Below are 25,707 nucleotides of genomic sequence, written 5' to 3'. Positions count from 1 at the left end.
GTGTTTAATTTGAAATAGGAATTATGTTAGAAAAAATCATTCAGTTTTCCATTCACAAACGAGCCACAGTTCTCGTTTTGACAGCAGTACTTACCATTGTTGGTTTTTATAATGCGCTTCATCTTTCTATTGATGCCATTCCGGATGTAACCAACGTCCAGGTGTCAGCTGTGACTTCTGTCCCTGGTCTTTCACCACTGGAAGTGGAACAATTTATCACTTATCCCATCGAACTTGAGTTTAACGGGATGCCTAAGGTTACCGAAATTCGTTCGATCTCAAGAACGGGAGTAAGTTCTGTTACTGTTATCTTTGAAGATGGAACAGATATCTATTTTGCAAGGCAACTTGTAAACGAAAGGTTAAAACAAGCAGAGAGCTTTATTCCCAAATCTTACGGAAGACCGGAACTTTCACCAATCGCCACTGGTCTTGGCGATATTTATGAATTCACTTTGGTTTCCGAAAGCCATACTCCCGAAGAACTCCGAACCGTTATGGAATGGGAGGTCGCAAGACAACTCCGTTCGGTTAAGGGAATCATTGATGTGAATGTTGTGGGAGGGGATGCCAAACAGTTTCAAATCAAAATTGACCCCAAACGTTTGTTATCTCATAATCTGACACTTTCTCATATCACAGAAGCTCTGGAAGGTGCCAACGTCAACCTGGGTGGTGGCTACATCCAAAAAGGGGAAGAACAGTTTGTGATTCGGGGCGAAAGCCAATTTAAGTCCATCGATGATATCTCAAGACTTTCTGTTCGTACCTCAAGAGATGGAATTCCACTCACTCTCGGTCAAATTGCAAGAGTAGAGACGGGACCGGCCCTTCGTTTTGGACTCAGCACCATGAATGGCAAACGTGAAGTAGTCAGTGGGACTGCCATGATGTTACTCGGCAGTAACTCCCTTCAAGTGGTGAGCCGAGTGAAAGAGAAGATGAAAGAAATTGAAGCCCGACTTCCACCAGGGATGAAAATCCAAGTGTATTATGATCGGTCTGAATTCATTGGCCGAACTCTTTCTACTGTATTTACGAACTTAGTTGAAGCGGCCATCATTGTACTCGTTTGTTTGATTTTGACATTAGGAACGGTGAAGGGAGCCTTTGCTGTCGCGTTAGCGATTCCCGTTTCCATGATGGTTGCCACCATTCTTATGAATGCGTTTGGGATTGTGGGAAACTTGATGTCACTAGGAGCTCTTGACTTTGGTCTTCTTGTGGATGGTTCCATTGTGATGTTGGAATCTACCCTGCATGGATTTTTACTTCGTAAAAGTTTTCTCCTGTCGAAGACATCGGCCCAGGACATGGAAGATGGGATGGAAGAAGTTATCATGGAGTCTTGTATCAAAGTGGTAAGGGCTTCTGCTTTTAGTGTGGGAATTATTTTACTCGTATATTTACCACTGATGACTCTGGAAGGTGTGGAAGGAAGAATGTTCCGTCCGATGGCGATCACCGTAGCTTTTGCGTTAGGTGCGGCACTTCTATATTCCATTACCACATTTCCGGCCCTCATGTCGTATATTTACAAAAAGCCGATTTTACATGAATCTGCTTTTTGGCATAAGTTCCAATTGAAATATGCGGAAGTTCTCACCTATGGGATGAAATTTAAACGCCAGTTTACTTATGCGGGAATTGGTGTTGTGTTGTTGTCCTTTGCTCTTGCTTCCACACTCGGATCGGAATTTTTACCAAGGATCGATGAAGGGGAGATTGCCATTGATATCAAACGCCTTCCTTCCACTGCTATCAATCATTCGCGTGACTTAAACTTGGAGATGGAAAAGGTAATTTTAAAATTCCCTGAGGCAGTGAGTGTTGTTTCCAAACAAGGCCGGGGAGAGTCCGCCGCAGAACCCATTGGTTCAGAAGAGGGCGAGATGATGGTCAAACTTAAACCCCGCAAAGAATGGGTTTCGGCAAAAGACCGAGAGGAGCTTATGGAAGTGATGAAAAACTCTGTGAACAAAAATGTTCCATCGTCTTACATCAGTTTGTCGCAACCTATTGAGAACCGCGTCAATGCCCTGTTATCCGGTTCCAAAGCCGATATCGTAATTAAAATTTACGGTGATGATTTAAAATCATTAAAGTCCATTGCTGATAATTATGCTTCCAAAATCAAAAAAATCCAAGGAGCTGCCGATCTACGGGTCCAGAAACTCCTCGGTCTTCCTTTACTTGAGATCAAAATGAATCGGGGAAATATGGCTCGTTATGGGGTTCGGGCTGAAGAAGTGCTCACCACTATTGAAACTCTCCGTGTGGGTGCCAATGCTGGAAAAGTTTACGAAGGTTACAAACGATTTGATCTCATTGTTCGTTTGGATGCCGATGTGACCGATATTGGGGTCATTGAAAACGTTCCCGTCATGACTGACTTAGGGGGAACGGTTCCACTTGGACAAGTAACAGACATTATGATGACAGAAGGGCCGGCCGCTTTGTATCACGAAGGTCTGAAACGTAGGATTCTCGTGGAAGTAAACGTTCGTGGGCGAGATATGATTGGATTTGTGAATGATGTGCAAGCCGCCACCCAGTCGATTGAATCAGGTCTTCCCCAAGGGTATTATGTGGATTGGGGTGGGCAGTTTGAAAACTTCACTCGTGCGAAAAACCGATTGGCCATTGTGATCCCGATTGCGGGAGCCATTATTTTTGCGATGCTCTTTATTGCCTTTGGAAGTGTCTATTATGCATTGGGAGTTTTTATCTTAGTGCCATTGTCACTTTCTGGGGGAATTTTATCTCTTGTGATTCGGGGTCTTCCCTTTTCGATTCCTGCAGGGGTTGGGTTTATTGCCGCTGCCGGTATATCTGTGTTAAACGGAGTGGTCTATGCTTCGGCTTTAAAGGACCAATTGAAAGTCACAAGAGATCCTTCCATTGCGGTCGTGGAGGCTGCGGTTTATACACTCCGGGCAGTAGCCACAACGGAACTTGTAGCCATCATTGGATTTTTACCAATGGCCATTGCCTCTAGCGCAGGGGCCGAAGTCCAAAGACCACTGGCAACGGTGGTAATGGGTGGGGTTCTTGTTGCGACCATTCTATCTCGTTTTCTTCTTCCAATTGCGTTTGAGTTTTTAGTGAAACTCGCACAAAGACAAGAGATCCGACAAATGGAAAGGGAACGTAAAATGAATGATTACTTTGTAGAAGAGATGAGAAAATACAAAGCCTCTGAATTCCAGAGTTCTCATAGTCACTCACACCATGAAGAAACAGAACGTCATGATTTTCATAACGAAGATGATTCCAAAACAAACAAACAAAATCAAAAATCTAAAAAAAAGAGGTCTTAAATGAAACCGAATTATTACGTAGCGCACCCTTGGCATGGATTGGAACTGGGACCAAAAGCTCCCGATGAGTTAGATGTATTCATTGAACTCACTCCACAAGACACAGTAAAATATGAGATCGATAAAGCATCGGGATTCATTCGTGTAGACAGACCTCAAAAATATAGCAACCGTTCCCCGACTCTGTATGGATTTATTCCAAGAACTTTTTCCGGGGAAGCTTCTGGAAAACATTGTTCGGATGTAGTCGGAAGACCAGACATCATTGGTGATGGAGATCCTATCGACATTTGTGTTCTCAGCGTGAATCCCATCACTCATGGAAATATGATTCTAACAGTGATTCCTATTGGTGGACTTCGAATGATCGATAAAGGGGAAGCGGATGACAAAATAGTCGCGGTTCTTAAAGGGGACGAAGTGTTCGGTCAAATCAAAGATATTTCTGAGGTTCCGAAAGCTCTTATCAATAAACTCCACCATTACTTTTTAACTTACAAACTGGATCCGAACTCTCCTTCTACAGGAACCGTTGAAATCACAGAAGTGTATGACCGGGTCGAAGCAATCAAAGTCATCCAGTTTGGAATTGAAGACTATATAAAGAAATTTGTAACTGTATGAAATATGTCAGGAAGTTTTCGATTTTTATACTTTTAGGGATCAGTTCAGTCCCCGTTTTTTCGAAAGAAAAAGCAGTGTATGAACTGCATTCTAAAGAAGAATTGTTTTTCCTTGGTGAAGATTCTAGGGCACAAGATTCGAAAGAAAAATGGAACTTGGATGAATTAGAGGATTTTGCTGTTACAAGTAATCCTCTTTACCTTCGTGAAAAACAAAATATCGGTATGGCTAGGGGAGATGTAATCACTGCAAGTTTGTATTATAACCCGATTATGAACATGCAACAGCAGTTTATAGGAGCTTCTGCCAATGCGGCAACAGGTAGACCGGAAACTTCCTTTATCTATAATCAACCCTTTGATATGAGTGGGGTGATTCCTCAACGAGAAAAAGTCGCCAAACAAGAGTTTTTGGGAACTATTGCTAGTTTCCGGGACTTTGATCGTCTTTTCCGTTTGCGCCTCAGGCAGAACTTTTGGACTTATCTCTACGTAACAGAGCAGATCAATTACCAAAAAGAATTTTTGGAAAACTACCAAGACCTTTTGGATCTTACGAAACTAAGAGCCGAAAAAGGTGATATTTCCTTTTTGGAATATGACCGTTTAGCATTGGAACGCGTACAAATTGAACGGGAATATCGGAACGCACGGATTTTACGGGCTCAAGTGGTGAAAAATTTGAGGATTCTTATTGGAATCTCTGATATGAATTCTCCTTTGAGTATCAAAGGAAGGCTTGAATTTATATCCACTCGTGAATTTGGAATCGACCTAAACGATTTTGATATTGAAGAAAGGCCGGACTTAGTTGCTTTGAAAATTCGCCAACAAAGAGAACGAATGAATATCGAACTAAAAAAACGAGAAATCATTCCTCCTCTGACACTCGGTGTGGAGTTTTTAAACAAAGGAAATGAAAATGTTACGGGTATTTATGCGGCAACACCTCTTCCTTTATTTGATCGAAAACAAGGGGAAATTTTAAAATCAGAAGAGTCTTATAAAAAACTAGGATTCGATGTAGATGCCAAACGAAATGAAATCATGTCAGAGATTTCTGCGGCGATCAAAGAGTTACAAGCTCGTGAATCTCAATTATTGGATTACCAAAAGATGGGACTTCTTGAAAAGAACAAAGAAGTTCAAGAAAAGTCGAGGCTTGCCTACATTCGCGGTGCATCCAATTTAGTAACCTTTTTGGAAGCTGAGAAAAACTATCTCAGTGTCCTTCGGAGTTATTATGAAATCATTTATCTCTATTACAATGCATTGGAAGGATACAAGGCTTCTATCGGAAAGATGGATAGCTCGGAGTTTTAAATTTATATGAAAACAGAATTCAATTTAAAGAATATTAGATCTTTAAGTATACTGGTGCTTGTTGCAAGTGTAGCATACTTCGGGTATTCCAAGTTTTTTGGTGCAGGTAAAAAAACAGAAGCACTGACTGATGATAAGTCAAAGTTCATGATCTCGCAAGAAATTCAAAAGAATCATCCGTTTTCGATTGTCTACTTGGAAGAAAAAGCCCTGGAAGAAGAACTCCAACTTCCTGGAACTGTTTCTTATGATATGAATAGTGTGGCCAAAGTAGGGTCTCGTGTTAGCGGACGAATTGTACAAGTATTTGTGAAGGAGGGGGAACACGTAAAAAAAAGCACAGCTCTTGCCTCCATCCAATCAGTGGAACTTGGAACCACAGAAGCCAATTATTTAAAAGCAAGGGCGAGACTCGAGGCACTGAAAGTGCAAGCCGATAGAGCCAAAGATTTGTATGAAAGAAAGGTAACGTCTGCAAAAGAATATGAAATGTCTCTTATGGATTATAAATCTGTAAAAGCAGAAATGGAAACCTCAAGAAATGCTTTGGAAAATTTAGGCCTTAATGATGCCGAAATTACCAATCTTGAAGGTGGAAAATACAATTCCAAAAACTTATACATCAGAACTCCCATTTCAGGAACAGTGACGGAAAGAGAAGCTATCATTGGTCAGGCGGTTAATGCTCGGGATAATTTATTTACTGTTGCCGATTTAAGTGTCCTTTGGATCAATCTGGAAGTATACGAAAAAGATTTAGCCTCCATTCGCGTAGGGAACGAAGCTAAAGTCATTCCGATTGGTTCTAAAGATGAGTCTTTAAAGGCTGTGGTATCTCACGTAGGAGATGTGATTGATCCCATTAAGAAAACAGCAGAGATACGGTTGGAAGTTAGAAATTCGAAAGGTAGGCTTCGCCCGGGACAAAGTGTCACAGCAACCGTCGTTGGTGCTATGGTCGAATCTTCGGTAAACAAAGCGAAGGTGATCCCGGCTGAATGTATCCATAAAATCGAAGGGGAGAATTATATCTTTGTTCGTAATGGGGACGGATCGTTCTCTGCTAAAAAAATTGGAGTGGGGAAAACTTATGACAATTGGGTGGAGATTACGAATGGTGTAGAATCAGGGGAAGCCATAGTAGAAGAAGGAAGTTTTGTTTTGAAAAGCGAGTATTTAAAGTTATAACGCCTAGTTTTTTGTTGACATAACGCCCATTTCCTAGTTATCTGTTTAGTATGAAAGACCTCACGGAAAAACAAGAATTTGTCCTACAATACATTTCGGGCACGGTCCGCGAGAAGGGGTTCCCACCCACCATCCGTGAGATTGGGGACCAGTTTGGAATTACGGCTAAGGGTGCTTATGATCATCTTAAGGCCATCGAAAAAAAAGGTTATATTCGTACTTCCAAAAACCAAAGCCGTGCTATCGAACTCTTGAAAGGGAATGGGGACGAAGCACTTCTCGTTCGCGCCTCTGGTATCCCTCTCCTTGGTCAAGTAGCTGCGGGTTCACCCATCCTTGCTGAAGAAAATATCGAAGAATACATTGCTGTCCCAGAAGACCTGGCAACCAAACCTGGCACCTTCGCCTTACGAGTGAAGGGAGATTCCATGGTGGAAGCTGGGATTAGTGACGGCGACATTGCCATCATCCAAAAAAAAGACACAGCAAGGAATGGGGAGATCGTTGTCGCTATGATTGAAAACGAGGCTACTTTAAAGGTTTTTTATAAGGAGCCAGATATGATCCGTTTGGAACCAAGGAACGTGAAACTAAAACCCATCCGTACCAAAAAGGCTACGATAATTGGGAAACTAATCGGACTCTATCGCATTTACTGATTGACCAAACCCTGGTTGGGAGTGAGTTTAGAAGGGATGTCGAAACATCTCTTCTCTTTCCCAACATTTCTTATCCTTTCCCTTCTCCTCTCTTGCGCTCCCAAAAAACAAGAAATTGATGCCTATGATTTAAAACGTGTCTTGGAACGGTTTGCACAAAATCGGATCCAAACCGGTCTTATGGCAGATACCAAAAGGCCAACACCCACTGACATTGCACTTTTTGAAGAGGCATGTGAAGTCTACCGATTGTCCATCCCTGAAGCCAAAGAAATGTTAAAAAAAGAAAACAAAGCCCTCTACGAGTCAATTTATGGAAATGAATAAAATCAAAATATCAGAACGTCTGATTTGGGGAAGTATAACCTTCTGTTTGGCGATCCTTGTTTTCATTGTTAGTACGGAGAAAGTGAAAGCCATCTCCACCGATGGGGAAAAATACTTACAGATTCTTCATGAAGTGGTTTCTTATATTGAAAACGATTATGTTGACCCACAAGATGAAAAAAAAATCTATACGGGAGCAATCCTTGGAGCCTTACAAAGTTTAGGTGATCCGCACACAAGATTTTTAGATACTGATGAATTTGGTGAATTACAAAATGAAACCAAAGGAAGTTTCGGCGGAATCGGTGTGGAGATCAGTTTTCAAGAAAATGCATTTATCATTGTGGCTCCCATCGAAGGAACTCCTGCTTGGAAGGCGGGTCTCCAACCCCAAGACAAAATCACCGAGATCAACGGAAAAAGTACAAAGTCTGTTTCCCTATCGGAATCCATCGCCATGATGCGAGGAGAAGTGGGCTCCTCTATCTCAATGAAGATCGAAAGAAAAGGAATCAAAGATCCTTTTGTAGTAAATTTAGTCAGAGAACTCATTCAAATTCGTTATGTAAGGTCCCATTATCTTCCAGAAACAGAAACTGGTTATATCAAACTCGTGCAGTTTATGGGAAAAGAAACCACCGCTAAAGAATTTGCGGCAGCTGTTACCGCGATGAAGGAAGCCGGTGCCAAAAAACTGGTGATCGATCTGCGAATGAATCCCGGTGGGCTTTTGGATTTAGCCATTGATCTTGCGGATCTTTTTTTGCCACCGGAGGCAGAGATTGTATCAGTGAAAGGTAGGGGTGGTGTTCTTGTTAAAAGTTATAAGGCAGATAAAAAAGAGAAAAAGTTTTTAGACATCCCCATTGCCATTTTGGTAAACGGGGGATCTGCCAGTGCCTCTGAAATTTTAGCCGGTGCGTTAAAAGATAACAAACGTGCTGTGGTAGTCGGAACCCAAAGTTTTGGAAAGGGAAGTGTGCAGTCTATTTTTCCTCTTTCGGGGGGAACGGGTGTTGCCATCACCATCCAAAAATACTATACACCATCTGGTGTCTCCATTCATGGAAAAGGAATCACACCTGATTATATCGTAAATCCGATTGCTGCCAGCGAAGATGAAAAGTATGCTTTGGAAAAACTTTTTAAAAAGAATTTGATTCGTCCCTTTTTGGAAACTCATCCAGAATACAATGACTCTGCTCTTGCGGATTTTTCTGCTCTACTCAAAAAAGAAAATCTTACGATTTCGGATTCGGTCACTCGCATTTTTTTATTCAATGAAATGAGAGCCGGTTCTTCCAGTGCAAAACCAAGGTTGGATTTGGACACTCAGCTAACCGAAGCCATCCGTGTTTTGAAGTAATGACCTACGGGTTAGGAATCGAATCTAGCTGTGATGAAACCTCCGTTGCCATCGTTTCTGATGGTAAGGACCTTCTTTCTTTAAAAATTTATAGCCAAATCGATTCGCATTCTCCTTACCGTGGTGTGGTTCCAGAGATTGCCTCCAGAGCCCATTTAGAAAAAATCAACTCTCTCCTCGCTGTTTCTATGGAAGAGGCAGGGATCAATTATTCAGATTTGGATTACGTGGCTGTTACCAGTTATCCTGGGTTAGTTGGTTCTCTTATGATTGGAGCACAATTGGCCCGTTGTATCTCTCTCGTTCATCAGATTCCTATTGTGGCCGTGAACCACCTCGAAGCGCATTTAGCTGTGATTGGTTTAGAAAGAGATCTTCCACCTTTCCCTTGGCTTGGGGTTCTTCTTTCGGGGGGAAATTCCTCCATCTATCTCTACAAGGGGTTTGGCGATTTGCAGATCCTTGCGGACACACAGGACGATTCGCTTGGGGAAGCTTTTGATAAAGTGAGTGCGGTTCTAAATCTTCCGTATCCCGGTGGGCCCTACTTGGAAGCCAAGGCCAATGCCTACCAAGTGGAAAAGGGGGAGGTGAATCCTTTTCCGAAACTTTTAAAAGAAGACGGGGAAGATCGGATTCGGTTTTCCTATAGCGGACTAAAAACTGCCGTTCTTTACTACCTGAGGGCCAACTCCGAATTTCCTCCTGTGGAAAAAATTTCCTACTTCTTCCAAAAGACAGCCTTTGAACTAGTCACTCGCAATATCCGCAAAGCCATCGCCAAAACTGGAATCCGAACAGTGGTTGCGGCCGGTGGGGTGCTAGCCAACGGGAAGCTCCGGGAAAGTTTGGAAGCCGAAAAAGAAAGATCAAAATTTGACCTATTTTATCCTGGCAAAAAAATTTACTGCACAGATAACGGAGCGATGGTGGCATGTCTTGGATACCACCTTTGGAAACAAAAATCTTTTGTGGGGCTCGACTTTAAGGTAAGCCCCAAGCGAAACTTTGAACAAATAATATGAAACTAAAACTTACCTGGATTCCAAACACCCTTACTCTCGGAAACTTAACCTTAGGGTTTGTTTCTATGCTCCTTGTTGCAGAAACAAATCCGTCCCATACAAATTCCCATGAACTTTATACACTTGCGGGAGTGTTTATCATCTTAGCTGCGTTATTCGATGGGTTTGACGGAATGGCTGCTCGTGCTCTTAACTGTACAAGTGAACTTGGTGCTGACTTAGATAGTTTAGCCGACCTCACCACTTTCGGAATTGCTCCCGGATTTTTGTCGTACAAAATGTTCTTCTACGATATCAAATTGGATATCTTTGACAAACCGGACTACTTTCCCTTAGGTATGTTCATTGCTGCTTTATATCCGATCTGTGCGGCTTATAGGTTGGCTCGGTTTAACGTAGCCCATGATCCTAAGTCTTTTAACGGACTTCCTTCCCCTGTTGCGGGGGTCGTGATTGGAATTTTTCCTTTGGTATTCTCTGTATCTCAGGTTCCGGTTTGGACTGCTGTTTTATTTTTTGTGATCACGGCTCTTCTAATGGTTTCGACTTTAAGATACAGCAAACCACAAGTGGCGATCCGAGGACTTTTTTCTTGGAAAAAATTAGGAATCAGTATTGTGGGTCTTGGTCTTTTGTTATTGGCGATTGGATTTTACCGTTGGCCTTATGTGATGTATGGTGCAGTGGGGTTTTATGTATTTTCTGGAATTGTATCCTTTCTCATCCAAACCATCCAAGACTATCGAGTTTAATTTGTCTCTTTTAGATGGAAAATATCCAGTAGATTGGCTACGGTAAATATGGTTCGTACTTCAGCAGAGAGATGGATGATACGAACCTGTTTCTTTTTTTCCTTTGTCCAACTATAAGAATGCAGTAGGATTCCGATTCCGGAAGAATCGAGGTAACTCAAGTTTTTAAAGTCTAAAACCAGTTCTAGAATTTCTGGTGTATCAATCAATGTCTTTAAGTCCGTGCGAAATTTAGGAGTATCTCGAAGGGACAAGGACCCATTCAAAAGGACTATTGCCTTTTCATTTTCTCGTTTGATTTCATACTGAAACATAACTTCGGTTACGACATCATCTGAAAGAACCAAATACAATCAAAAAACGTTTGATTTTTCAAAAAAGGACTCTAGAAAAAGAGCAATGAAAATCAAGTTTTGGGGTGTCCGTGGTTCTATTGGTTCACCCATTCGGCCTGAAAGTGTTAAACATAAAATCGAAAAAATTCTTTCTTTGGCAAGTCCCACAGACATTCAAAACGAACAGAGTATCCATAGTTTTCTAGATTCTTTAAGTTTTTCTTCCTCATCAACTTACGGTGGTAATACGACTTGTGTCGAAATCCGTGACAAAGACGGAAACCTAATCATCATCGATGGCGGCACAGGCCTTAGGGAACTCGGAAACCAAATGATGGCCTCCGATTTTGGAAAGGGTGCTGGCCATGCCTATTGGATTTTGACTCATACACATTGGGATCACATCCAGGGAATTCCTTTTTTTGTTCCTCTCTTTTTGCCAGGAAATCATTTCGAATTTATTTCTTGTATGAATGATGCAGAAAAAAGATTGGAACACCAATTTGTATTTACACATTTTCCAGTTTCCTTTGATCATTACGCTGCAAAAAAAACCTTCCAATACTTAGAAGAAGGCGAAACCATTTCTCTTGGACCCCATATCCATGCTTTTAGTAAATCGGTGCGCCATCCGGGAGGAAGTTTTTCTTACCGGTTTATGGAAGAAGGAAAGGCCATCATCTTTGCATCTGATGCTGAATTCAATTTAGAAGAGATGGAAAATATTGATACCTATATCGATTATTTCCGGGATGCCGATGTACTTGTTTTTGATACACAATACACTTTCGAAGATTCTTTACAAAAAATTGACTGGGGTCATAGTTCGGCATCCATTGCCACAGACATTGCTCTTCGTGCTAAAGTAAAAAAACTAGTGATGTTTCATCACGATCCATCTTATGACGATGAAAAGTTGGATTTGGTATATTTGCGTGCTCTTAAATACAAAGAGATGTTTGATCCCCATGGAAAATTAGAAATCATTATGGCTTATGAAGGTTTGGAAATAGAGGTTTAATATGGCAAAAAAAAGTTATATCATTGGGATTGATGCAGGTACTACAGGAATACGTACCTTTTGTTTTAACGACAAAGGAAAAGTAATTTCTTCTGCTTACCAAGAATTCAAACAATACTATCCCAAACCAGGTTGGGTGGAACATGACCCAGAAGAGATATGGGCAAAAACTCAGAAACTGATTGGGGCCGCCATTAAAAATGGGAAGCTAAATCCAAAAGATGCAGTTGCAATTGGAATTACAAACCAAAGGGAGACTTCTGTTGTTTGGGATAAAAAGACCGGCAAACCAGTGTACAATGCCATCGTATGGCAATGCCGCCGAACTTCTGATATTTGTAAGGAATTAAAAAAACAAAGCCTAGATTCTAACTTTCGCAATAAAACAGGGCTTGTTTTGGATGCCTATTTTTCAGGAACTAAAATTCAATGGATTCTAGATAATGTCAAAGGGGCCAGGGCCAAAGCAGAGAAGGGAGAATTGTTATTTGGAACCATCGACACTTGGCTTCTGTACAAACTCACCGGTCATAAAGAACACAAAACAGACCATACTAATGCTTCGCGCACATTGCTTTTTAATATCCAAACCAAAGAATGGGATGAAGAACTTTGTGATATTTTACGAGTTCCTATGTCTATGTTGCCTAAGGCATTCAATTCCAAAAATTTATTTGGATTTACTTCCAATGTAAAATCTCTTCCTGATGGAATTCCGATTTCATCTCTTGTGGGAGACCAACAAGGGGCACTTTTTGGCCAACTTTGTACAGAACCCGGCGAAGCCAAAAATACCTATGGAACTGGATGTTTTTTACTCTTCAATGTGGGTGATGAATTTAGAATTTCGAACCAAGGACTCATCACCACACTTGCGTTAGGTCCAGAGGGAAAAACAGTTTATTGTTTAGAAGGATCGGTATTTATCGGTGGGGCTGTAGTTCAGTTCCTCCGGGACAATCTAGAGTTTTTCGAATATTCTAAAGATTCCGAAAAACTAGTCAAAGCCATCAAAACAAAAGATGATCTTGTTTTTGTTCCTGCTTTTGCTGGTCTTGGTGCGCCTCATTGGGATCAGGAGGCACGTGGTGCTATCTTTGGACTTTCTCGCGACACAACAGCTGCCCAGATTACAAGGGCCGCTCTCAAGGCCATTGCCTTACAATCCTATGAACTTGCCAATGCGATGGAAAAAGAAACAGGCAAACCTTTGAAATTCTTACGAGTTGACGGAGGTGCCACTTCCAACGCATGGCTTATGCAATTCCAAGCAGACATTCTAGGAACAAAAGTCATTCGACCCAGTAACGTAGACACTACGGTTCTGGGTGCGGCTTACCTTGCGGGACTTGAAAGAGGATTTTTTAAATCGGTGGCTAGCCTTCGTAAAGAAGAACAAAAAACCACTCAGTTTGTTCCTAAGATGAAAGAGAGTGAACGCAAAGAAGAAATTGATAAATGGAACTGGGCCATCGCTCGAGTAAAAACGGGAAACTAAACCAACAGAAACTCAGCTTAATGACTGTTAGCTGAGTTCGGTTTGATTCTTTTTGGAAGATCTGTTTTCGTTTTTTACAGAATAGAATCCGGTAGAAAATAACCAAATCGGAAAACTCAGTTGGCAAAAAAGGAGAACCCTTGGCGAAAGGAGCCAGGGGTAACTTGCAATGATTTGGAATCCAAAAACAAGGATTCCCAATGACAAAACCAAACCACCCCCAGTTTTACTTCGAAACGAAATACCATACAATAGAATCGCTAAGGCCAAAACAAGGGAAATCATATGTAAGGTTCCTGTGATCAAACTCAAGAGGAAAACTATAGTATCAACTGTGAGAGGGTAAACATTTACAGGATACACGAGCCGACCAAGAAGTAAATCCACAAGTACAAACATGGGAACCACAAGCAAAAAAAACAAACCAGAGGCAAATAAAGCCGCTGGTGACTCGTTTTCTTTCTTTGGGTTTGCTAAACTATAAATGGACGGAAGTAAAGAGAGAGTGGCAAAAATTAAAATCTCATCGGCGATTTGTAGATAGGTTTTCCATTTCGTAATCCATTCATTTAATAGAGAGGAGTCGCTTGGTGGGGAAGGTACCAAATACAAAAGAATGTAATAAGTGGCAAATAACAAACTAGCGATTAAAAAAGGGAATCCCTTCCAAAATGAGTTATTATTTTTGATTTGTACCATGTTTTTAATTTAGAGAAAAAAGAATCGCAAGTCTAGTGAAAAAACCTTTCTGCAATCTACTTTAGTAATCAAACCAAAGAAGGGAAAATTCAAAAGGTCTTCTTTCTTTTGTTATGCCAGCACCAACAAGAAAGATCCCAGTTGCATAGTAAGGAATCTCTATTAATAAATCGGGAGGGAGTCTATGAAACTCAGAAGTTTCAATTTCTTTTCTGGATAAAAAGAAATCAAATCGTAGGACATCCATCCAATCATTGGTTTTAAAAAAAAGTTTCCTTTCGGTTTTCCCATAGAAACTAAGAGAATTACCAAACGTAAAAAAATTGATTTTTTCTGCGTTTGTAAAAGGAATTTCTTCTTTGAATTCCTCTTCTCCTTTTTCTCTATAGGTAAAGATAGAACCTTCTTCGTAGTATACATTTCTTGCAAATCGTTTGTATAGTTCCGTTTCAATGACAGTAACTAAATCCTCACCTTCCGGTGGTTTCCCTGATGGGCCTTCCAAAATATGTTTCATTTTGTTTTTGGAAAGGGAAGACCGAATTACATCCATTACAGGTTTAGAAAGTTTTGGCAAAATAGATTTGATATACCTTTCGTCATGGCTTCTTAGGATTTCTTGTAAAAATGGTCCGTGAATTAAAGGAATCATTTCTACTGTAAACATCTGTTTGTTTAAGAATTTGGCAAATTCAGGTTCATGACGAAATAAATTGGATACAATGGTTTCTTCCTCCCGTGGAGTTCCTGAAAAAAGAATGGATACCAGTCGAAAGAGATAAGTTTTACTTTTGGCATCGAAGTAAAGAGTTTCAATTTTTTCACGCACCATGGTTTCCGAGAGCTCAGGATTGATGATGTCTCTAAGGGAGAGATACTTCGCCGATTGGAACTTGTCTCGTTTTGTGCGAAAGAGTGGGGAGGGAGAATTCCTCCTCCCACCAATTTCTATAATGAGGGGTCCAAATCCAGGCTTTGGTTTGGTTTCGGAATCTTTTAGAGGCTCCGTGTTTCCTCGGTAAGTTGGTGTAATCACAGGTTTTGATTCGAACGATTGCCTGTTGTATTGCAAAGTGTAGAGAAACTGAGGAATGAGAATGGGGTCTGTAGTGACGGACGGAAGTTCTACAATTTTATTTTTTAAGACTGGATAGAAAGGTTGGATGGATGTTTGGAATCTGGCTACAGAGTCCGCAGTGCTTAAGAAAAAATGGTAATTGTTTCCTTGTCTGTATATCAAAGGGGAGGGGATTTTTTCAGTTTTTTCTGAATTCTGATTCTAAAGTGCTCCCAATTATAATCAGATTTTAAAATTTCCAACTCATTTTCGACTCCAAAACGCATGAAGTCATAGATCTCTTCGTGTTCCATCCCCACAACAATTGAAAGGTCTTGGATGACTCTTTGCAATCGTCTGGCATCTCGGTCACTTAAGACGAAGGTTTCTAATAGTTTTTTTTCAAATTCCGTCAGTTGGATCAAGGGAACCTAAAACGCAGCCACAAGGATGGTTTCGATTTCATTTTTGGGGAGTTCTCTGGGAAGACAATCAAGAAACGAGTAAGTTGCCGCAAGTGTTGCAATCCCCGGTAGATCGATTTTTTTCACTTCGTATTCGGACAACCTTTGCGGAATTCGAAGTTCTAAATAGATTTTACGAATCCCTTCCACGGCTTTGATCGCAGCTTCAATGACGGAGATATTGGTCACGTCTTCATCAAGAGCTCGTGCAATCATTACATACTTACCTGCAGAGGAGGTTAGGTTGTATTCCATTACGTGGGGGAGGAGGATCGACATACTTTGAAAGATATCTAAATTGGTAACTGTGGTAACTGCCAATGACAAGGCATAACAAAGTCCAAGGCTACTTGTCGACTGCGCAATGCCTGCAAGTAAACTTGCCGCATAAATGGAGTTTTTCGGTCCTAGGTTTCTCGGTTCCCGAATGGCGGGTACAATGTTTTTCGAGATAAGTTCAATGGCTCTTAAAGCTGTGGAAGATGTGATTTCGTTGGCATATTTAGAAAGGATACTATCCACAGCGGCAGATAGAATGGAGATTCCTGTTTTTGCTGTTTCGGAGCTAGACATACCCGCACCAATTTTGGGGTCGGAAACAATAAGTTCTGGGAAAGCCCACTCGTGTGCGAAATACTTTCTGTTTTTATCTTTATCATCTACAATCGAAAAGAAGGGAGAACATTCGTTACCGAGTAGAGGTTTTGTAGGAACTACAATGAGTGGGAGACCTTTTTTCTTTGGTTGTTTTTTCCCAATTAATAATTCTTCAGCAAACAAATCGTTTGTTGCTAGTAGAGAAGCCGCCTTACCTGCGTTTACTGATTCAAAGGAACCATAAGCAACAACACAATCTGCATTGGAAATTCGAAGGAAGTGGGCACAGGAATCTAAATCCTTAAAATGAACCCGATCCACAATATCATCATAGATGATCACACCTTCGGCGTGTTTTTCGAGGCTGGTTTTGATGATGGAGAGTTCTTCGGCGTTTTCTAGTTCTTTCTGTGTGGTAATCAGAACCACTCGAGATCCAATGTTTTTTACAAAAGACCCGAGTTTGTATCCACAGTCGATTTCGAAGTGAATTTTAGGAGGAAATTGAAAATTAATCCATTCGGGGAGTACTGGCATACGATCCCCTAATTATGAATATACGGACTGAGAGAAATCCCCGGAGAGGACAATAAAAAAGGATCCCTCACCACCCGTCCTTTTTACTGCTGTCCGAGGAAAGTTGACGCGATTTGGTCGGAGATTTTATCCAACATCTCTGTGGAGAGGTTGTCATAGTCGCCGTTTTTCAATCGTTCTTTGATCGCTTTGATTTTTTCTGTACGATCTTCTTCTGGAGGAGCTTGTACAATTTGTTTTGCGATTTGTTTTACTTCAGCTTGGAGCTTCGCTTCCGATGCAATTTTTTTGGCAGCATCAGAGATAGAGATGGTGTCTACCGGAGCTTGTGCTTCCGTTTCTCTTGGCCCTTGTGGTTTTTTTGGTTCGTACCCGTAACCACCAACTCGTCCTACTTTGTCGACGTTCATATATTTAGTCCTCTTCCTACATCACATATCGGTGGAATCTGAATTTCCCTTAAGTGTTTTTTTTCGATGATTTAAGAGAAAAACAAACTCGCCTTTGGCGTTGGGCGGTTTTGCTAGCAGATCCCTAGGATTTGCGTAGTAAAGTACCTCTTCGAAGGTCTTTGTCAACTCCCTTCCCACAAGCACTTCCGTTTCTGGAAAAAGTTCTACTAGCATAGGGTAGAGCCTCGGAAGTTTATGAACCGATTCGTAGAAAACCACGAGTCCGTCGATTTCAGAGGCTCTTTCTAATTCTCGGTGTTTTTTACTCGGTTTTTCAGAGAGGAAACCCAAAAAATACGTGGGATTGACCTGAAAACCGGAAACGGAAAGTAATGCGGTTAAGGCGGAAGCACCAGGAATCGGTACAATCCGAAATCCTTTTTCCCTAGCCGTGCGAACCATCTGGCTTCCTGGGTCGGAGACTCCCGGGGTACCTGCGTCCGAAACGAGGGCCATGGACTTACCAGCAGCAAGTTGTTCCAGGATACTCGAGTAGGGAGATTCGGAGCTGTCTTTGTAGAGAGCAAGGACTGGCGTTGAGATTTCTAGTCGAGATAATAGGGAGCGAGTTTCTTTTGCGGATTCACAAAGGATAAGGTCCACTTCTTTGAAAATTTCAAGAGCCCGTAAGGTCACATCTCCCAAATTTCCTATAGGAGTGGCAACAACATAGAGAGAGCCGGGTTCGCGTTTATGGGCCAATGTACTGGCATCCTGGGGGATTTGCACCTGCGGGACAAGTACAACCGAGGTCGTTGTCACCTTTCGTACAGGGGTTACAAGCAGTTCCTAGAGCACAAGCCGTGGGTGTGCCACAAGCGGCGTTCGCACAAATGGTGGTATTACATCCTTTCCCGACAGGGCAATTGGTTTGGATGTCGTTTACCTTATTCGGAATGGCGCAGGTACTAGTGGGGGTGGATGGATTGGAAATCAGTCCACCCGTCAGCATCGAACGAAGGGTAAAATTATAGATTTGGCATTTCTGAAAGAATTCTGCACCCGGAGGGGGAACGGCAAACCGAATTCGTTTTGTCACAATCTTCGATGATTCCGTGGAAGCTTGGTAGGGAAGGTGTGGAAAACTTGGTTGGACCCCATCTTCCAGCCATTCCCCTTGGATGGTTTGGATGACCCCAGGAAAGGCCGTTGTCACGTAGAGATTATAACCTTGAAATTGGGGTTCCCTGTTGGTCACAAAATAACGAAGCACGTATTCTGGTCTTGGATCAAGAGACTGTACAAGTTCCGACTTAAAGTCATTAGTCAGGTTGCTATTGACTGCGACCACTGAAAGGATTTGTGGGACACTGGGAGGGACCAGGAATATAAACGGAGCTACAGGTGTATCTGTATTGATCCCGCATTGAAAAAAAGAGAGAAAAGATATGCAGACTAAGTAAATTGGATGTAAAGAGGGAAAACGCATTCTATTTCTCGTTTCCCTTCCAAGTTTTCAGGAATTCAATCTATGGGAATCCAAAAAAAAATACTCTTTGTGTCCATTTCAATGATTGGGCTTTTTTTTCTCATTTTACTCGTAACGGGTGGGGATGATGAGGAAGAAGTCCGCCGTAAAAAAGAAAGAAGTTCTCAGGCCCTTGCCCTTTTTGGGGGAGGATCGAACAATCCTAAGGGAACCAACCGTTTGGGGGTGCGAGGCGAAGACGCCGGTTCCATCTTTGATTCCGACTACTACAATGCAGGTGGTATGCGTTATGAAGAAGATGGCACTCTTGCGAATTCGGAATCTGGTGAAATTCCCATTAATCCGCAAACAGGCAAACCTTATCCTCCAGAGGCCATGCAGGCATTTGAAGAACTTAGGGAACAATTTCCTGATAATGATTTGATTCCGAAACGACTGACTGCGGAAGAGAAAAAAAAACAGTCTGAATTCAATCAAAAATTATCAAGAGCCACAAACTCTGTGTTTGGTGGTGCCCCCAACGCCACAGACGTTTCTCTCTATTATAACCATGTGCGAAAACAAGGAAAAGATAGATTGGAAATTATCAATTACTTGATTGAAACACAAGGTGGGGACGACCCGGAGATGGATAAAAAGTTCCAAGAAATTCTGAAGAATATTCAATTTCAAAACGAACAAACCGAAAAAGAAGCAGCAAATGCTTTAGAAAAAGCAGGACTTCCTTCTTCGAATTAACTTTCTTTGGATAGGATGGGATAGCGGTAACTAGATTTTGGATCCAGGCCATACTCATCCAAATGGAACGAGGGAGGAAGCCTCTCTCGTTTCCATTGTGATGTCATAAATAATTTCTTAAATTTCTTTAGATATGCTGAAAGGTTGTCCGTAGTCTCCCAAGGAAATTCTTGTTTTAAACTTTCCAAACAGTCCAAATCACCAAGTGCTAAAAATACCAGTTTTTTTTCGATCGATTGTAAGATCGGATAGGGCATTAAGTCTTTTTCATCTTCTTGATGTTCCGAGAGAGGTTTTAATTCTGCTGTGGGTTTGGTATTTCGTAAGGTTCGAATGGAATCTTTCGGTAAAATGAATCTGTTATTCCCATTTTGGATATCATCCAACCAGTCCAGCAAGAATTCCTTACTAACGCCTGCTAGCGGAGCAATCGATCCAGAAGAATCACCATCCATGGTGGTATAACCAACCGCGGCCTCACTTCTGTTTCCCGTCGATAAAAGTAAATGTCCATTGATATTGGCAAGTAACCAAACGAGTGGAGAACGAACTCTTGCTTGGATATTTTGTAAAGGTAGGTCATGTTCTTTCCAATTCAATGTTTTGCCAAGAACCGATTCTATCAGTTCCACAGATGTTTCGACGGCGCTGTCAATGGCGATGGAATAAAATTGACAATCCAGTTCTTTGGCAAGGGTCTTTGCTATTTCTTCTGTCAGAGTGGAATTGTTTTCTGTTTTTTGGTAGATGGTAACGAGTAGTTTTTTTTCCTCAATTCCTAAAGAGGAAAAAATGGAATCACCATTTTCCCTTTTGGCAATCTCTTTCATGGCTGTGACAAGAAGGGCACAAGTGGCACTATCAGCTCCACCCGAAAGGGAAAGAGTAAATCCTTTTGTTTTGGATTTTCTTAAATAATCAAAGAGTCCGAGGGAAACTGCCTTTGTGAATTCTTCAAAGGTAGAAAGATGAAGGGAATTTGAACTCTCTTCTTTCTCTATTTCTATGCGTTTGTCTAGGACAGAAAAAACATAGGATTCTTTTTCATTTGCAATCGAATCGAGTTGGATTTTAGAAATCTCATTCGTTGGAATTTTTGGTTTCGGGTCTCGAAAGGAGCGAGCTTTCGCCGCACGGATCTCCATCGGATCAAAAGAGTAGGTGGTTATTTGAAAGGGAGAGAAGGCAAGTCTTGGACCTTCTTTTACTAAGTTGCCAAGAGAGGCAAAAATAGCCCCACCTTCAAAGATGATCCTTCCTGATTCATTTCCTGTCAGATTGGTAAACACCTGTAAGTTGCACTGGTTCCTACTTGATTCCTTAAAAATCTGACGGCGGATGTTTTGTTTTCCCATTGCAAAATGAGATGCCCCCGGTGAAAACAATACATCAATTCCTTGTAGGCTATAAGCAGTTGCTGGTTTTTGAACTGACCAACTGTCTTCACAAATTTCTAATCCAAAATTCCAGTTTTGCGCCTGAAAGATAAAATGTCCAAAGGGAACTTGTCCGCCGGCAAAGGTTATGGTTTTATTTAGAAATTCTGACTCAGAATGAAACCATCTTCGTTCATAGTGTACACCCGTGTTTGCTAAATTTAGTTTAGGAACAATGGCTACCACCTTACCGCCATAAAGCACAGCCATACAATTGTATAAAAATGAATCCACAAAAACAGGAAGGCCCACCATGACTATTTGGTTTGGTGTTAGTGTTTTTAGTTCTTTTATGATTTCTTCGGAGCGAGTCCAAACAAAAGGTTTGTAAAATGCATCTTCACACCCATACCCAGAAATACAAAGTTCGGGAAAAAGAATACAGTCTGCATTTTTGGATTCTTTACTGCCGATTGCCTCAGATATGGATTCATAGTTCCCAAGAAAGTCTAGGGGAGTTGTATTCAGGGTAACGGCGGCAATTTTAATTTTGGGCATTAGAGAAAACTCGGTTATAAATCTTTTCCGACGCACCTCTATTTTCTACAACAAAGTTTCGATTTCCTTTTCCCATCTTTTCTCTGAGGGTTTTGTCTTTGACTAAAAGTGCAAATTGTTGGACAAATTCGGATTCGTTTTCGGTTTTAAAAAGTCCACCTAATTCTTGCATAACGATGGCTTCGGGTGCATTGGAGATTTTTGGGCCAGTGATCACAGGTAAACCCAGGGCAGCGGGTTCAATGGTATTGTGAACGCGGTGCGTAAAGGCTCCTCCCACATAAGCAAAACTTCCATACTGATAGGCAAAAGCAAGGATTCCCATAAGATCAAAGAGAAGGAATTTGGGTAAAACTTCGCCTTTCTCTAGTTTGGAAAAAACTCCTACGGTTCCATACTGTTTTAAAGTCGGGATCCAAACCTCCATTCGATCACTTTCCCATTTATGAGGAAAGATCCAATAGTAGGCATCATCTTTATGTGTTTTCAAATAAGCTGTAAACCGATCTTCACAGACCCCGTAAGTGGAGCCTAGGATGATGGGTTTGTTTTTGTTTAAGAATTCTTTTTGGTCAGAAACAAATTCGGTAAAGCTGGGATTTGGGGATTTAGTTTCCAACTTTCCAAGAACCGATTCAAATCTTGTATCCCCTAACACTGAGAAGTCTGTTTTTTCAGAAACAAGGCCAGTAAACTCTTTTGCCATCAATTCATGGCTTGGATAAATTCCAGATAGGTATTGGAAAGAGGCTTTTGTCAAAGATTGGATCAGAGGATTTTTCCTTGAAGACTGGGAAGACAAACTCGCGCAGGCAAGATAAGACTTGGTTTTGAAGTGCGATGTCCTCTTTAAAAGATTCGGCCAAGTATCCCAAGCCATCACGAGTAGAACTTGGGGTTTAAAATGAGTAAAAATTTGGTCATAAGCATGAGGCAGGTCTAAAGGAAGATAAAAATACAAATCGGCCAAGGGATCTTGGAAGGATGTTTCTTTCACGGAAGAGGAAAAAACTGATTGGAGGATGAAAACATTTTTATGTTTTTTACGAATGGTTTCTGTAAGAGCTCGTGCTTGGTCTAGTTCTCCCACACTTGCCGCATGGAGCCAAACCACAAATTTCCCCTCTGCCGTTTTCGAAAAGATTTTGTTTAGAGACCGTTCTCTTTTTTCTAATTCTTTGCGAACCGGTTTTACGAATAAGGAAAGAAATTTTAAAACAAAGAAAACTATGAAGGTAAGGATGTTGTAAAAAAAATATACCATTTAGCGTTTTTTACCCCAGGTATCGTTTACTTCCGAACCAGGGTAGATGAAAGTTCTTTTATCAATGACAAAACTCAAATTGTCAAAGTATAAATGAAACTCTCCTTTCTTTTGTGAGGTTAAACTCTTCAATCGAAACGAAGAAAAGGATATAGGGAAAGACATGGATTGGATGAGCCTTGTGTTTTCTTTGGGAAGGCTGATCGTAAATTCCAATCGTCTCCATCCCACAAAATTCAAAGTGCCCAAATCAAAATACAAATCCTTGGATTTTTTTTGAGAAAGCCCCATACTCAAATTGATATGATGACCTTCTGAATACACCCAAAGGATTCCTTGGATGGGCATTCCGAGTGGAAGAAGGATGGGTTCTTTGGGCCTCACCTCCCAGTGGTCAAGCCTGGGATTTTCTACATAACTTTGCAAAAGGAAACTGGTTTGGTTTTGGAGGTTTGTATAACCCGATTCTTTTAGGATATTTGTTTCTTGCATAAATGCTTCGGATTTCGGAACGGAAGCAGCAAACTGAGTCACTGCCAAAAAGGAATCCACCCGGTAAAAATCCCAAGGCCTTTCTCCTTCAAAATCTTCCACAAGGAAAAGACGGTAACTAGAATCTATGGTGAGGGCAGATTTTAAAATTTGGACTCGGCCGGCTTCGTCAGGATCATGGGGCCTCGGAAGAGACAAAAGACTGGAAATCATGAGTAGGAAACCCAAAGAGAATGTGATTTTTTTTGCAGTTTTCATGATTTCTCACTTTTCGAAAGACCAAAAACGTGTACTCTATTCTTATCAAAGGAAAGGAATCCGCACGTCATGGGCCGCCGCGACAATTTGAAAATACTCACAACTGCCATTCTAGTGGTCCTACTTCTTTCATCGTTCATTTTTGCATTTATCTATAGAAACGAAATTTACCAAAAGCTCCAAACCATCGGAAAAAACCGAGATGTGGAGATGGTGGATCGGGAAATTGAAAGAGAATCCCCCCAGATCCCCGCACCCAAAGAAGACTTTGCCAAAAATGATGGCAAAGAGTCAGCAGAGGATCGCTCTAAACTTCCCGAATTGCCTAGCTTGGACGATATGGAACCTGATCCAGAACGTCCACGTTCTGTGTCTGTCGCCGCTTCCACTAAATCCAAAGAAAAGACAGATCCTTCTTCTCGTTTGCAAGATAAGTTGGACCAAGTGGAAGAGTCTTTTACTCCCAAAGAAGAAACTAAAAAAACAAAGAAACCATCTTCGAAAGAAGACCAAATCTCCGAAGGAGTGGACACCACTTCCTCCACAAAACAACCGAAAGTCGATACAAAAGACTCTGTAAAACAAACTAAAAAATCAGAGTCGAGAGTTTCTAAAACTTCTAAGGTCTTAACACAACAAAGTCGTTCAAAAAAATCTAGTTCTGCTACGGATAAGAGACAAGGAACTAAATCAAAAAAATCATCCTATTCCCAAAAGTCGCAAAAGAATCACTATGAGGAAACGGGATCTTCCACCATGGAAGTTCGGATGCGCACCGTGGAACAAAAACTTTCTACGCAAAACGATCGAAATGAAAAACGCTTTGTGGAGATCGAACGTCGCATTGAGTCTTTAGAAAAAGCGTTAGCTAAGTAATCGTGTCCGATTACGGTTCTTTGTATTTTTCCATTCAAAACTCTCTGAAAGATTTATATCCGAAGAGATCTCACCAAATCATTGCTGTTTCCAAAACCAAACCCTATGAAGTGCTGAAAGAGGCCTATTTACAGGGAATTCGTGAGTTTGGGGAAAACTACATTCCCGAAGCCATTTCTAAATTCACAAAACTCCGAGAAGAGTTTCCCGAATCTGCCACGACCGTTCATTTACACCATATTGGTCCTGTCCAATCCGGAACCTTACGAAAGTTATTTGGTTTTTTTTCCCATACACATGGAGTAGGAAGTATCTCTACTTTAAAGGAACTTCTAAAACGTGCCGAAAAGGAAAAAAAACTCATTCGTTATTTTATCCAGACCAATCTCACCGAAGAAAACACAAAACATGGAATGGGTTTTGAAACTTTACGTACAATGAAAGATACTCTCTCAGGTTACCAAAACGAATTTTGTATTTGGGAGGGGTTTATGGGAATGGGACCGTCTACAGGAGATTTGGCGGAAACCAGGGAAGTTTTTTCGCTCCTGGCAGAATTACGAGATACTTATTTTCCTGATAAAAAACTTTCCATGGGAATGAGTGGTGATTATGAACTTGCAGCTGAGTTAGGATCCGATTATTTGCGGATCGGATCAAAGATTTTTGGAGAGAGGGACTATGCAACGGAATCCATTTGAAACTGTAGGAATTGTGGGACTAGGAAAGATGGGGACGGCGATTGCAGCAGCGCTTGTGAAAAAAGGAACTAAGGTTTACGGATTTGACCCGAACCTAAAGGAATCTCCTGTGGCTGGTGTGAACCTCGTAAATACACTTGAGGTCATCAGTAAAGAGGCCGAGGTGATCGTCATCGCAGTAAAGCCGAACCTGGTTGTTCCTGTGCTAAAAGAATTTTCCAAACCATCTACTTTTGTTTCGATTGCGGCCGGAATTTCTTTTTCGCAAATTACAGAAGCCGTTCCCAAAGGATCTCAATCTGTGCGAGTGATGCCAAACCTACCACTGGTTTCTGAACGAGGAGCCTTAGCGTACTTTTGTGAAGATACTGCTGCTCCAAACGTAGAACGATTGTTTTACGGAATGGGTACAACCATTCGGGTGACAAAAGAATCGTTAATGGATGCGGTCACAGGTCTTTCTGGTTCTGGGCCAGCTTATGTATTAACCTTTTTGCAAGCAATGGCGGAAGGGGGGTTACAAGAGGGTTTGAGTTACGAGGAGTCTTTGTCCTTGGCAATGGAAACTATCGAAGGAACTCTCGTGTATTTTAGAACATTACGTAAGGAAGATAACCACCTTCATCCGATGGAAGTGCGAAACTGGGTGACTTCTCCCGGAGGAACTACCATTCATGGTTTAGATGCTTTGGAAAGGGGAGGATTCTCAACCGCCGTAAGAGATGCAATCAAACGAGCGACGGAGAGAAGTAAGGAATTAGGGAAAGGATAA

26 protein-coding genes are annotated in these 25,707 nt (G+C 41.4%); 15 read left to right on the top strand and 11 right to left on the bottom strand.

From position 1 onward, the window contains the following. Positions 1-23 precede the first annotated feature (23 nt). From LEP1GSC195_RS07980 to LEP1GSC195_RS07940, 9 genes are read left to right on the top strand one after another with little or no spacing between them, the layout of a single operon-like run. Positions 24-3,320, top strand: coding sequence for an efflux RND transporter permease subunit (locus LEP1GSC195_RS07980; protein WP_015681184.1), 3,297 nt, complete (start codon positions 24-26; stop codon positions 3,318-3,320). Beyond that, positions 3,321-3,944, top strand: coding sequence for an inorganic pyrophosphatase (locus LEP1GSC195_RS07975; protein WP_015681317.1), 624 nt, complete (start codon positions 3,321-3,323; stop codon positions 3,942-3,944). After that, positions 3,941-5,266 carry a TolC family protein gene (locus tag LEP1GSC195_RS07970; protein ID WP_015680665.1) on the top strand — a complete coding sequence of 442 codons (1,326 nt, stop codon included), beginning with the start codon at positions 3,941-3,943 and terminating at the stop codon, positions 5,264-5,266. The genes LEP1GSC195_RS07975 and LEP1GSC195_RS07970 overlap by 4 nt, the downstream gene beginning before the upstream one ends. A 6-nt stretch (positions 5,267-5,272) precedes the next feature. Then, positions 5,273-6,454: an efflux RND transporter periplasmic adaptor subunit gene (locus tag LEP1GSC195_RS07965; protein ID WP_015682422.1), complete on the top strand. Its 1,182-nt coding sequence runs from the start codon at positions 5,273-5,275 to the stop codon at positions 6,452-6,454. 50 nt (positions 6,455-6,504) lie between these two features. Further along, positions 6,505-7,113, top strand: a complete 609-nt coding sequence (lexA, locus tag LEP1GSC195_RS07960; protein ID WP_002981304.1) for a transcriptional repressor LexA — start codon at positions 6,505-6,507, stop codon at positions 7,111-7,113. A 36-nt stretch (positions 7,114-7,149) separates the two neighbouring features. Next, positions 7,150-7,440, top strand: coding sequence for an LA_1448 family UV-C exposure upregulated protein (locus tag LEP1GSC195_RS07955; RefSeq protein ID WP_051122379.1), 291 nt, complete (start codon positions 7,150-7,152; stop codon positions 7,438-7,440). A 1-nt stretch (position 7,441) separates the two neighbouring features. Further along, positions 7,442-8,806 carry a S41 family peptidase gene (locus LEP1GSC195_RS07950; RefSeq protein WP_040507016.1) on the top strand — a complete coding sequence of 455 codons (1,365 nt, stop codon included), beginning with the start codon at positions 7,442-7,444 and terminating at the stop codon, positions 8,804-8,806. Further along, complete coding sequence (tsaD, locus tag LEP1GSC195_RS07945) at positions 8,806-9,831, top strand: tRNA (adenosine(37)-N6)-threonylcarbamoyltransferase complex transferase subunit TsaD (RefSeq protein WP_015681539.1); 1,026 nt, start codon at positions 8,806-8,808, stop codon at positions 9,829-9,831. The genes LEP1GSC195_RS07950 and tsaD overlap by 1 nt, the downstream gene beginning before the upstream one ends. Beyond that, positions 9,828-10,583 carry a CDP-alcohol phosphatidyltransferase family protein gene (locus tag LEP1GSC195_RS07940; RefSeq protein ID WP_015680610.1) on the top strand — a complete coding sequence of 252 codons (756 nt, stop codon included), beginning with the start codon at positions 9,828-9,830 and terminating at the stop codon, positions 10,581-10,583. The genes tsaD and LEP1GSC195_RS07940 overlap by 4 nt, the downstream gene beginning before the upstream one ends. Here the strand turns inward: LEP1GSC195_RS07940 and LEP1GSC195_RS07935 are convergent. Next, positions 10,580-10,897 carry an STAS domain-containing protein gene (locus LEP1GSC195_RS07935; RefSeq protein WP_040507014.1) on the bottom strand — a complete coding sequence of 106 codons (318 nt, stop codon included), beginning with the start codon at positions 10,895-10,897 and terminating at the stop codon, positions 10,580-10,582. The genes LEP1GSC195_RS07940 and LEP1GSC195_RS07935 overlap by 4 nt on opposite strands. A gap of 85 nt (positions 10,898-10,982) precedes the next feature. On the opposite strand from LEP1GSC195_RS07935, the gene LEP1GSC195_RS07930 reads away from it, so the two are divergent. Both LEP1GSC195_RS07930 and glpK read left to right on the top strand, forming a co-directional pair. Further along, on the top strand, positions 10,983-11,939 hold the full coding sequence (locus LEP1GSC195_RS07930) for an MBL fold metallo-hydrolase (protein WP_015682430.1): 957 nt from the start codon (positions 10,983-10,985) through the stop codon (positions 11,937-11,939). A gap of 1 nt (position 11,940) precedes the next feature. Beyond that, positions 11,941-13,437 (top strand): glycerol kinase GlpK, encoded by a 1,497-nt coding sequence (gene glpK, locus LEP1GSC195_RS07925; protein WP_015682681.1) that lies wholly within the window; start codon positions 11,941-11,943, stop codon positions 13,435-13,437. Between the two features lie 27 nt (positions 13,438-13,464). Here glpK and LEP1GSC195_RS07920 read toward each other — a convergent pair whose 3' ends face one another. The 7 genes from LEP1GSC195_RS07920 to LEP1GSC195_RS07890 all read right to left on the bottom strand — a co-directional run bounded on the left by LEP1GSC195_RS07920 (position 13,465) and on the right by LEP1GSC195_RS07890 (position 18,672). After that, a complete protein-coding gene (locus LEP1GSC195_RS07920; RefSeq protein ID WP_015681121.1) occupies positions 13,465-14,136 on the bottom strand; it encodes a hypothetical protein in 672 nt (223 codons plus the stop codon). Between the two features lie 61 nt (positions 14,137-14,197). Next, on the bottom strand, positions 14,198-15,376 hold the full coding sequence (locus tag LEP1GSC195_RS07915; protein ID WP_015681378.1) for a FliG C-terminal domain-containing protein: 1,179 nt from the start codon (positions 15,374-15,376) through the stop codon (positions 14,198-14,200). Further along, positions 15,373-15,618, bottom strand: a complete 246-nt coding sequence (locus tag LEP1GSC195_RS07910) for a hypothetical protein (protein WP_015680818.1) — start codon at positions 15,616-15,618, stop codon at positions 15,373-15,375. The genes LEP1GSC195_RS07915 and LEP1GSC195_RS07910 overlap by 4 nt, the downstream gene beginning before the upstream one ends. A 6-nt stretch (positions 15,619-15,624) precedes the next feature. Beyond that, the gene (locus LEP1GSC195_RS07905) at positions 15,625-16,791 is read right to left on the bottom strand and encodes an iron-containing alcohol dehydrogenase (protein WP_002974314.1); all 1,167 of its coding nucleotides are present in this window, start codon (positions 16,789-16,791) and stop codon (positions 15,625-15,627) included. A gap of 83 nt (positions 16,792-16,874) precedes the next feature. Next, entirely contained in the window at positions 16,875-17,201 is a 327-nt protein-coding gene (locus LEP1GSC195_RS07900; protein ID WP_002973649.1) for a flagellar biosynthesis anti-sigma factor FlgM, read from the bottom strand. A gap of 21 nt (positions 17,202-17,222) precedes the next feature. Beyond that, complete coding sequence (gene rsmI / locus LEP1GSC195_RS07895; RefSeq protein WP_015682390.1) at positions 17,223-17,945, bottom strand: 16S rRNA (cytidine(1402)-2'-O)-methyltransferase; 723 nt, start codon at positions 17,943-17,945, stop codon at positions 17,223-17,225. After that, the gene (locus LEP1GSC195_RS07890) at positions 17,935-18,672 is read right to left on the bottom strand and encodes an LIC11073 family putative lipoprotein (RefSeq protein WP_015681697.1); all 738 of its coding nucleotides are present in this window, start codon (positions 18,670-18,672) and stop codon (positions 17,935-17,937) included. The genes rsmI and LEP1GSC195_RS07890 overlap by 11 nt, the downstream gene beginning before the upstream one ends. Before the next feature lie 42 nt (positions 18,673-18,714). Here LEP1GSC195_RS07890 and LEP1GSC195_RS07885 point away from each other — a divergent pair, with 42 nt between their 5' ends. Further along, the gene (locus LEP1GSC195_RS07885) at positions 18,715-19,410 is read left to right on the top strand and encodes an LIC_20245 family lipoprotein (RefSeq protein WP_015681288.1); all 696 of its coding nucleotides are present in this window, start codon (positions 18,715-18,717) and stop codon (positions 19,408-19,410) included. Here LEP1GSC195_RS07885 and nadE read toward each other — a convergent pair. From nadE to LEP1GSC195_RS07870, 3 genes are read right to left on the bottom strand one after another with little or no spacing between them, the layout of a single operon-like run. After that, positions 19,407-21,344 carry an NAD(+) synthase gene (gene nadE, locus LEP1GSC195_RS07880; protein ID WP_015681732.1) on the bottom strand — a complete coding sequence of 646 codons (1,938 nt, stop codon included), beginning with the start codon at positions 21,342-21,344 and terminating at the stop codon, positions 19,407-19,409. The two genes, LEP1GSC195_RS07885 and nadE, sit on opposite strands and share 4 nt — an antisense overlap. Next, on the bottom strand, positions 21,331-22,608 hold the full coding sequence (locus LEP1GSC195_RS07875; protein WP_015680750.1) for a 3-deoxy-D-manno-octulosonic acid transferase: 1,278 nt from the start codon (positions 22,606-22,608) through the stop codon (positions 21,331-21,333). The genes nadE and LEP1GSC195_RS07875 overlap by 14 nt, the downstream gene beginning before the upstream one ends. Continuing rightward, the gene (locus LEP1GSC195_RS07870) at positions 22,609-23,358 is read right to left on the bottom strand and encodes a flagellar filament outer layer protein FlaA (protein ID WP_015682602.1); all 750 of its coding nucleotides are present in this window, start codon (positions 23,356-23,358) and stop codon (positions 22,609-22,611) included. A gap of 69 nt (positions 23,359-23,427) precedes the next feature. Here LEP1GSC195_RS07870 and LEP1GSC195_RS07865 point away from each other — a divergent pair, with 69 nt between their 5' ends. Genes LEP1GSC195_RS07865 through proC form a run of 3 tightly spaced genes read left to right on the top strand, consistent with a single transcriptional unit; the run spans position 23,428 to position 25,707 of the window. Beyond that, positions 23,428-24,234: a hypothetical protein gene (locus LEP1GSC195_RS07865; protein WP_015682054.1), complete on the top strand. Its 807-nt coding sequence runs from the start codon at positions 23,428-23,430 to the stop codon at positions 24,232-24,234. 2 nt (positions 24,235-24,236) lie between these two features. Continuing rightward, positions 24,237-24,935: a YggS family pyridoxal phosphate-dependent enzyme gene (locus tag LEP1GSC195_RS07860; protein WP_015681550.1), complete on the top strand. Its 699-nt coding sequence runs from the start codon at positions 24,237-24,239 to the stop codon at positions 24,933-24,935. After that, positions 24,916-25,707, top strand: a complete 792-nt coding sequence (proC, locus tag LEP1GSC195_RS07855) for a pyrroline-5-carboxylate reductase (RefSeq protein WP_015681049.1) — start codon at positions 24,916-24,918, stop codon at positions 25,705-25,707. Before LEP1GSC195_RS07860 ends, proC begins: the two co-directional genes overlap by 20 nt.

The sequence above is a fragment of the Leptospira wolbachii serovar Codice str. CDC genome, assembly GCF_000332515.2.
Taxonomy (GTDB): Bacteria; Spirochaetota; Leptospiria; order Leptospirales; family Leptospiraceae; genus Leptospira_A; species Leptospira_A wolbachii.
The sequence above is the reverse complement of the archived record's forward strand: the minus strand, read 5'-3'. Positions and strand labels throughout refer to the sequence as shown.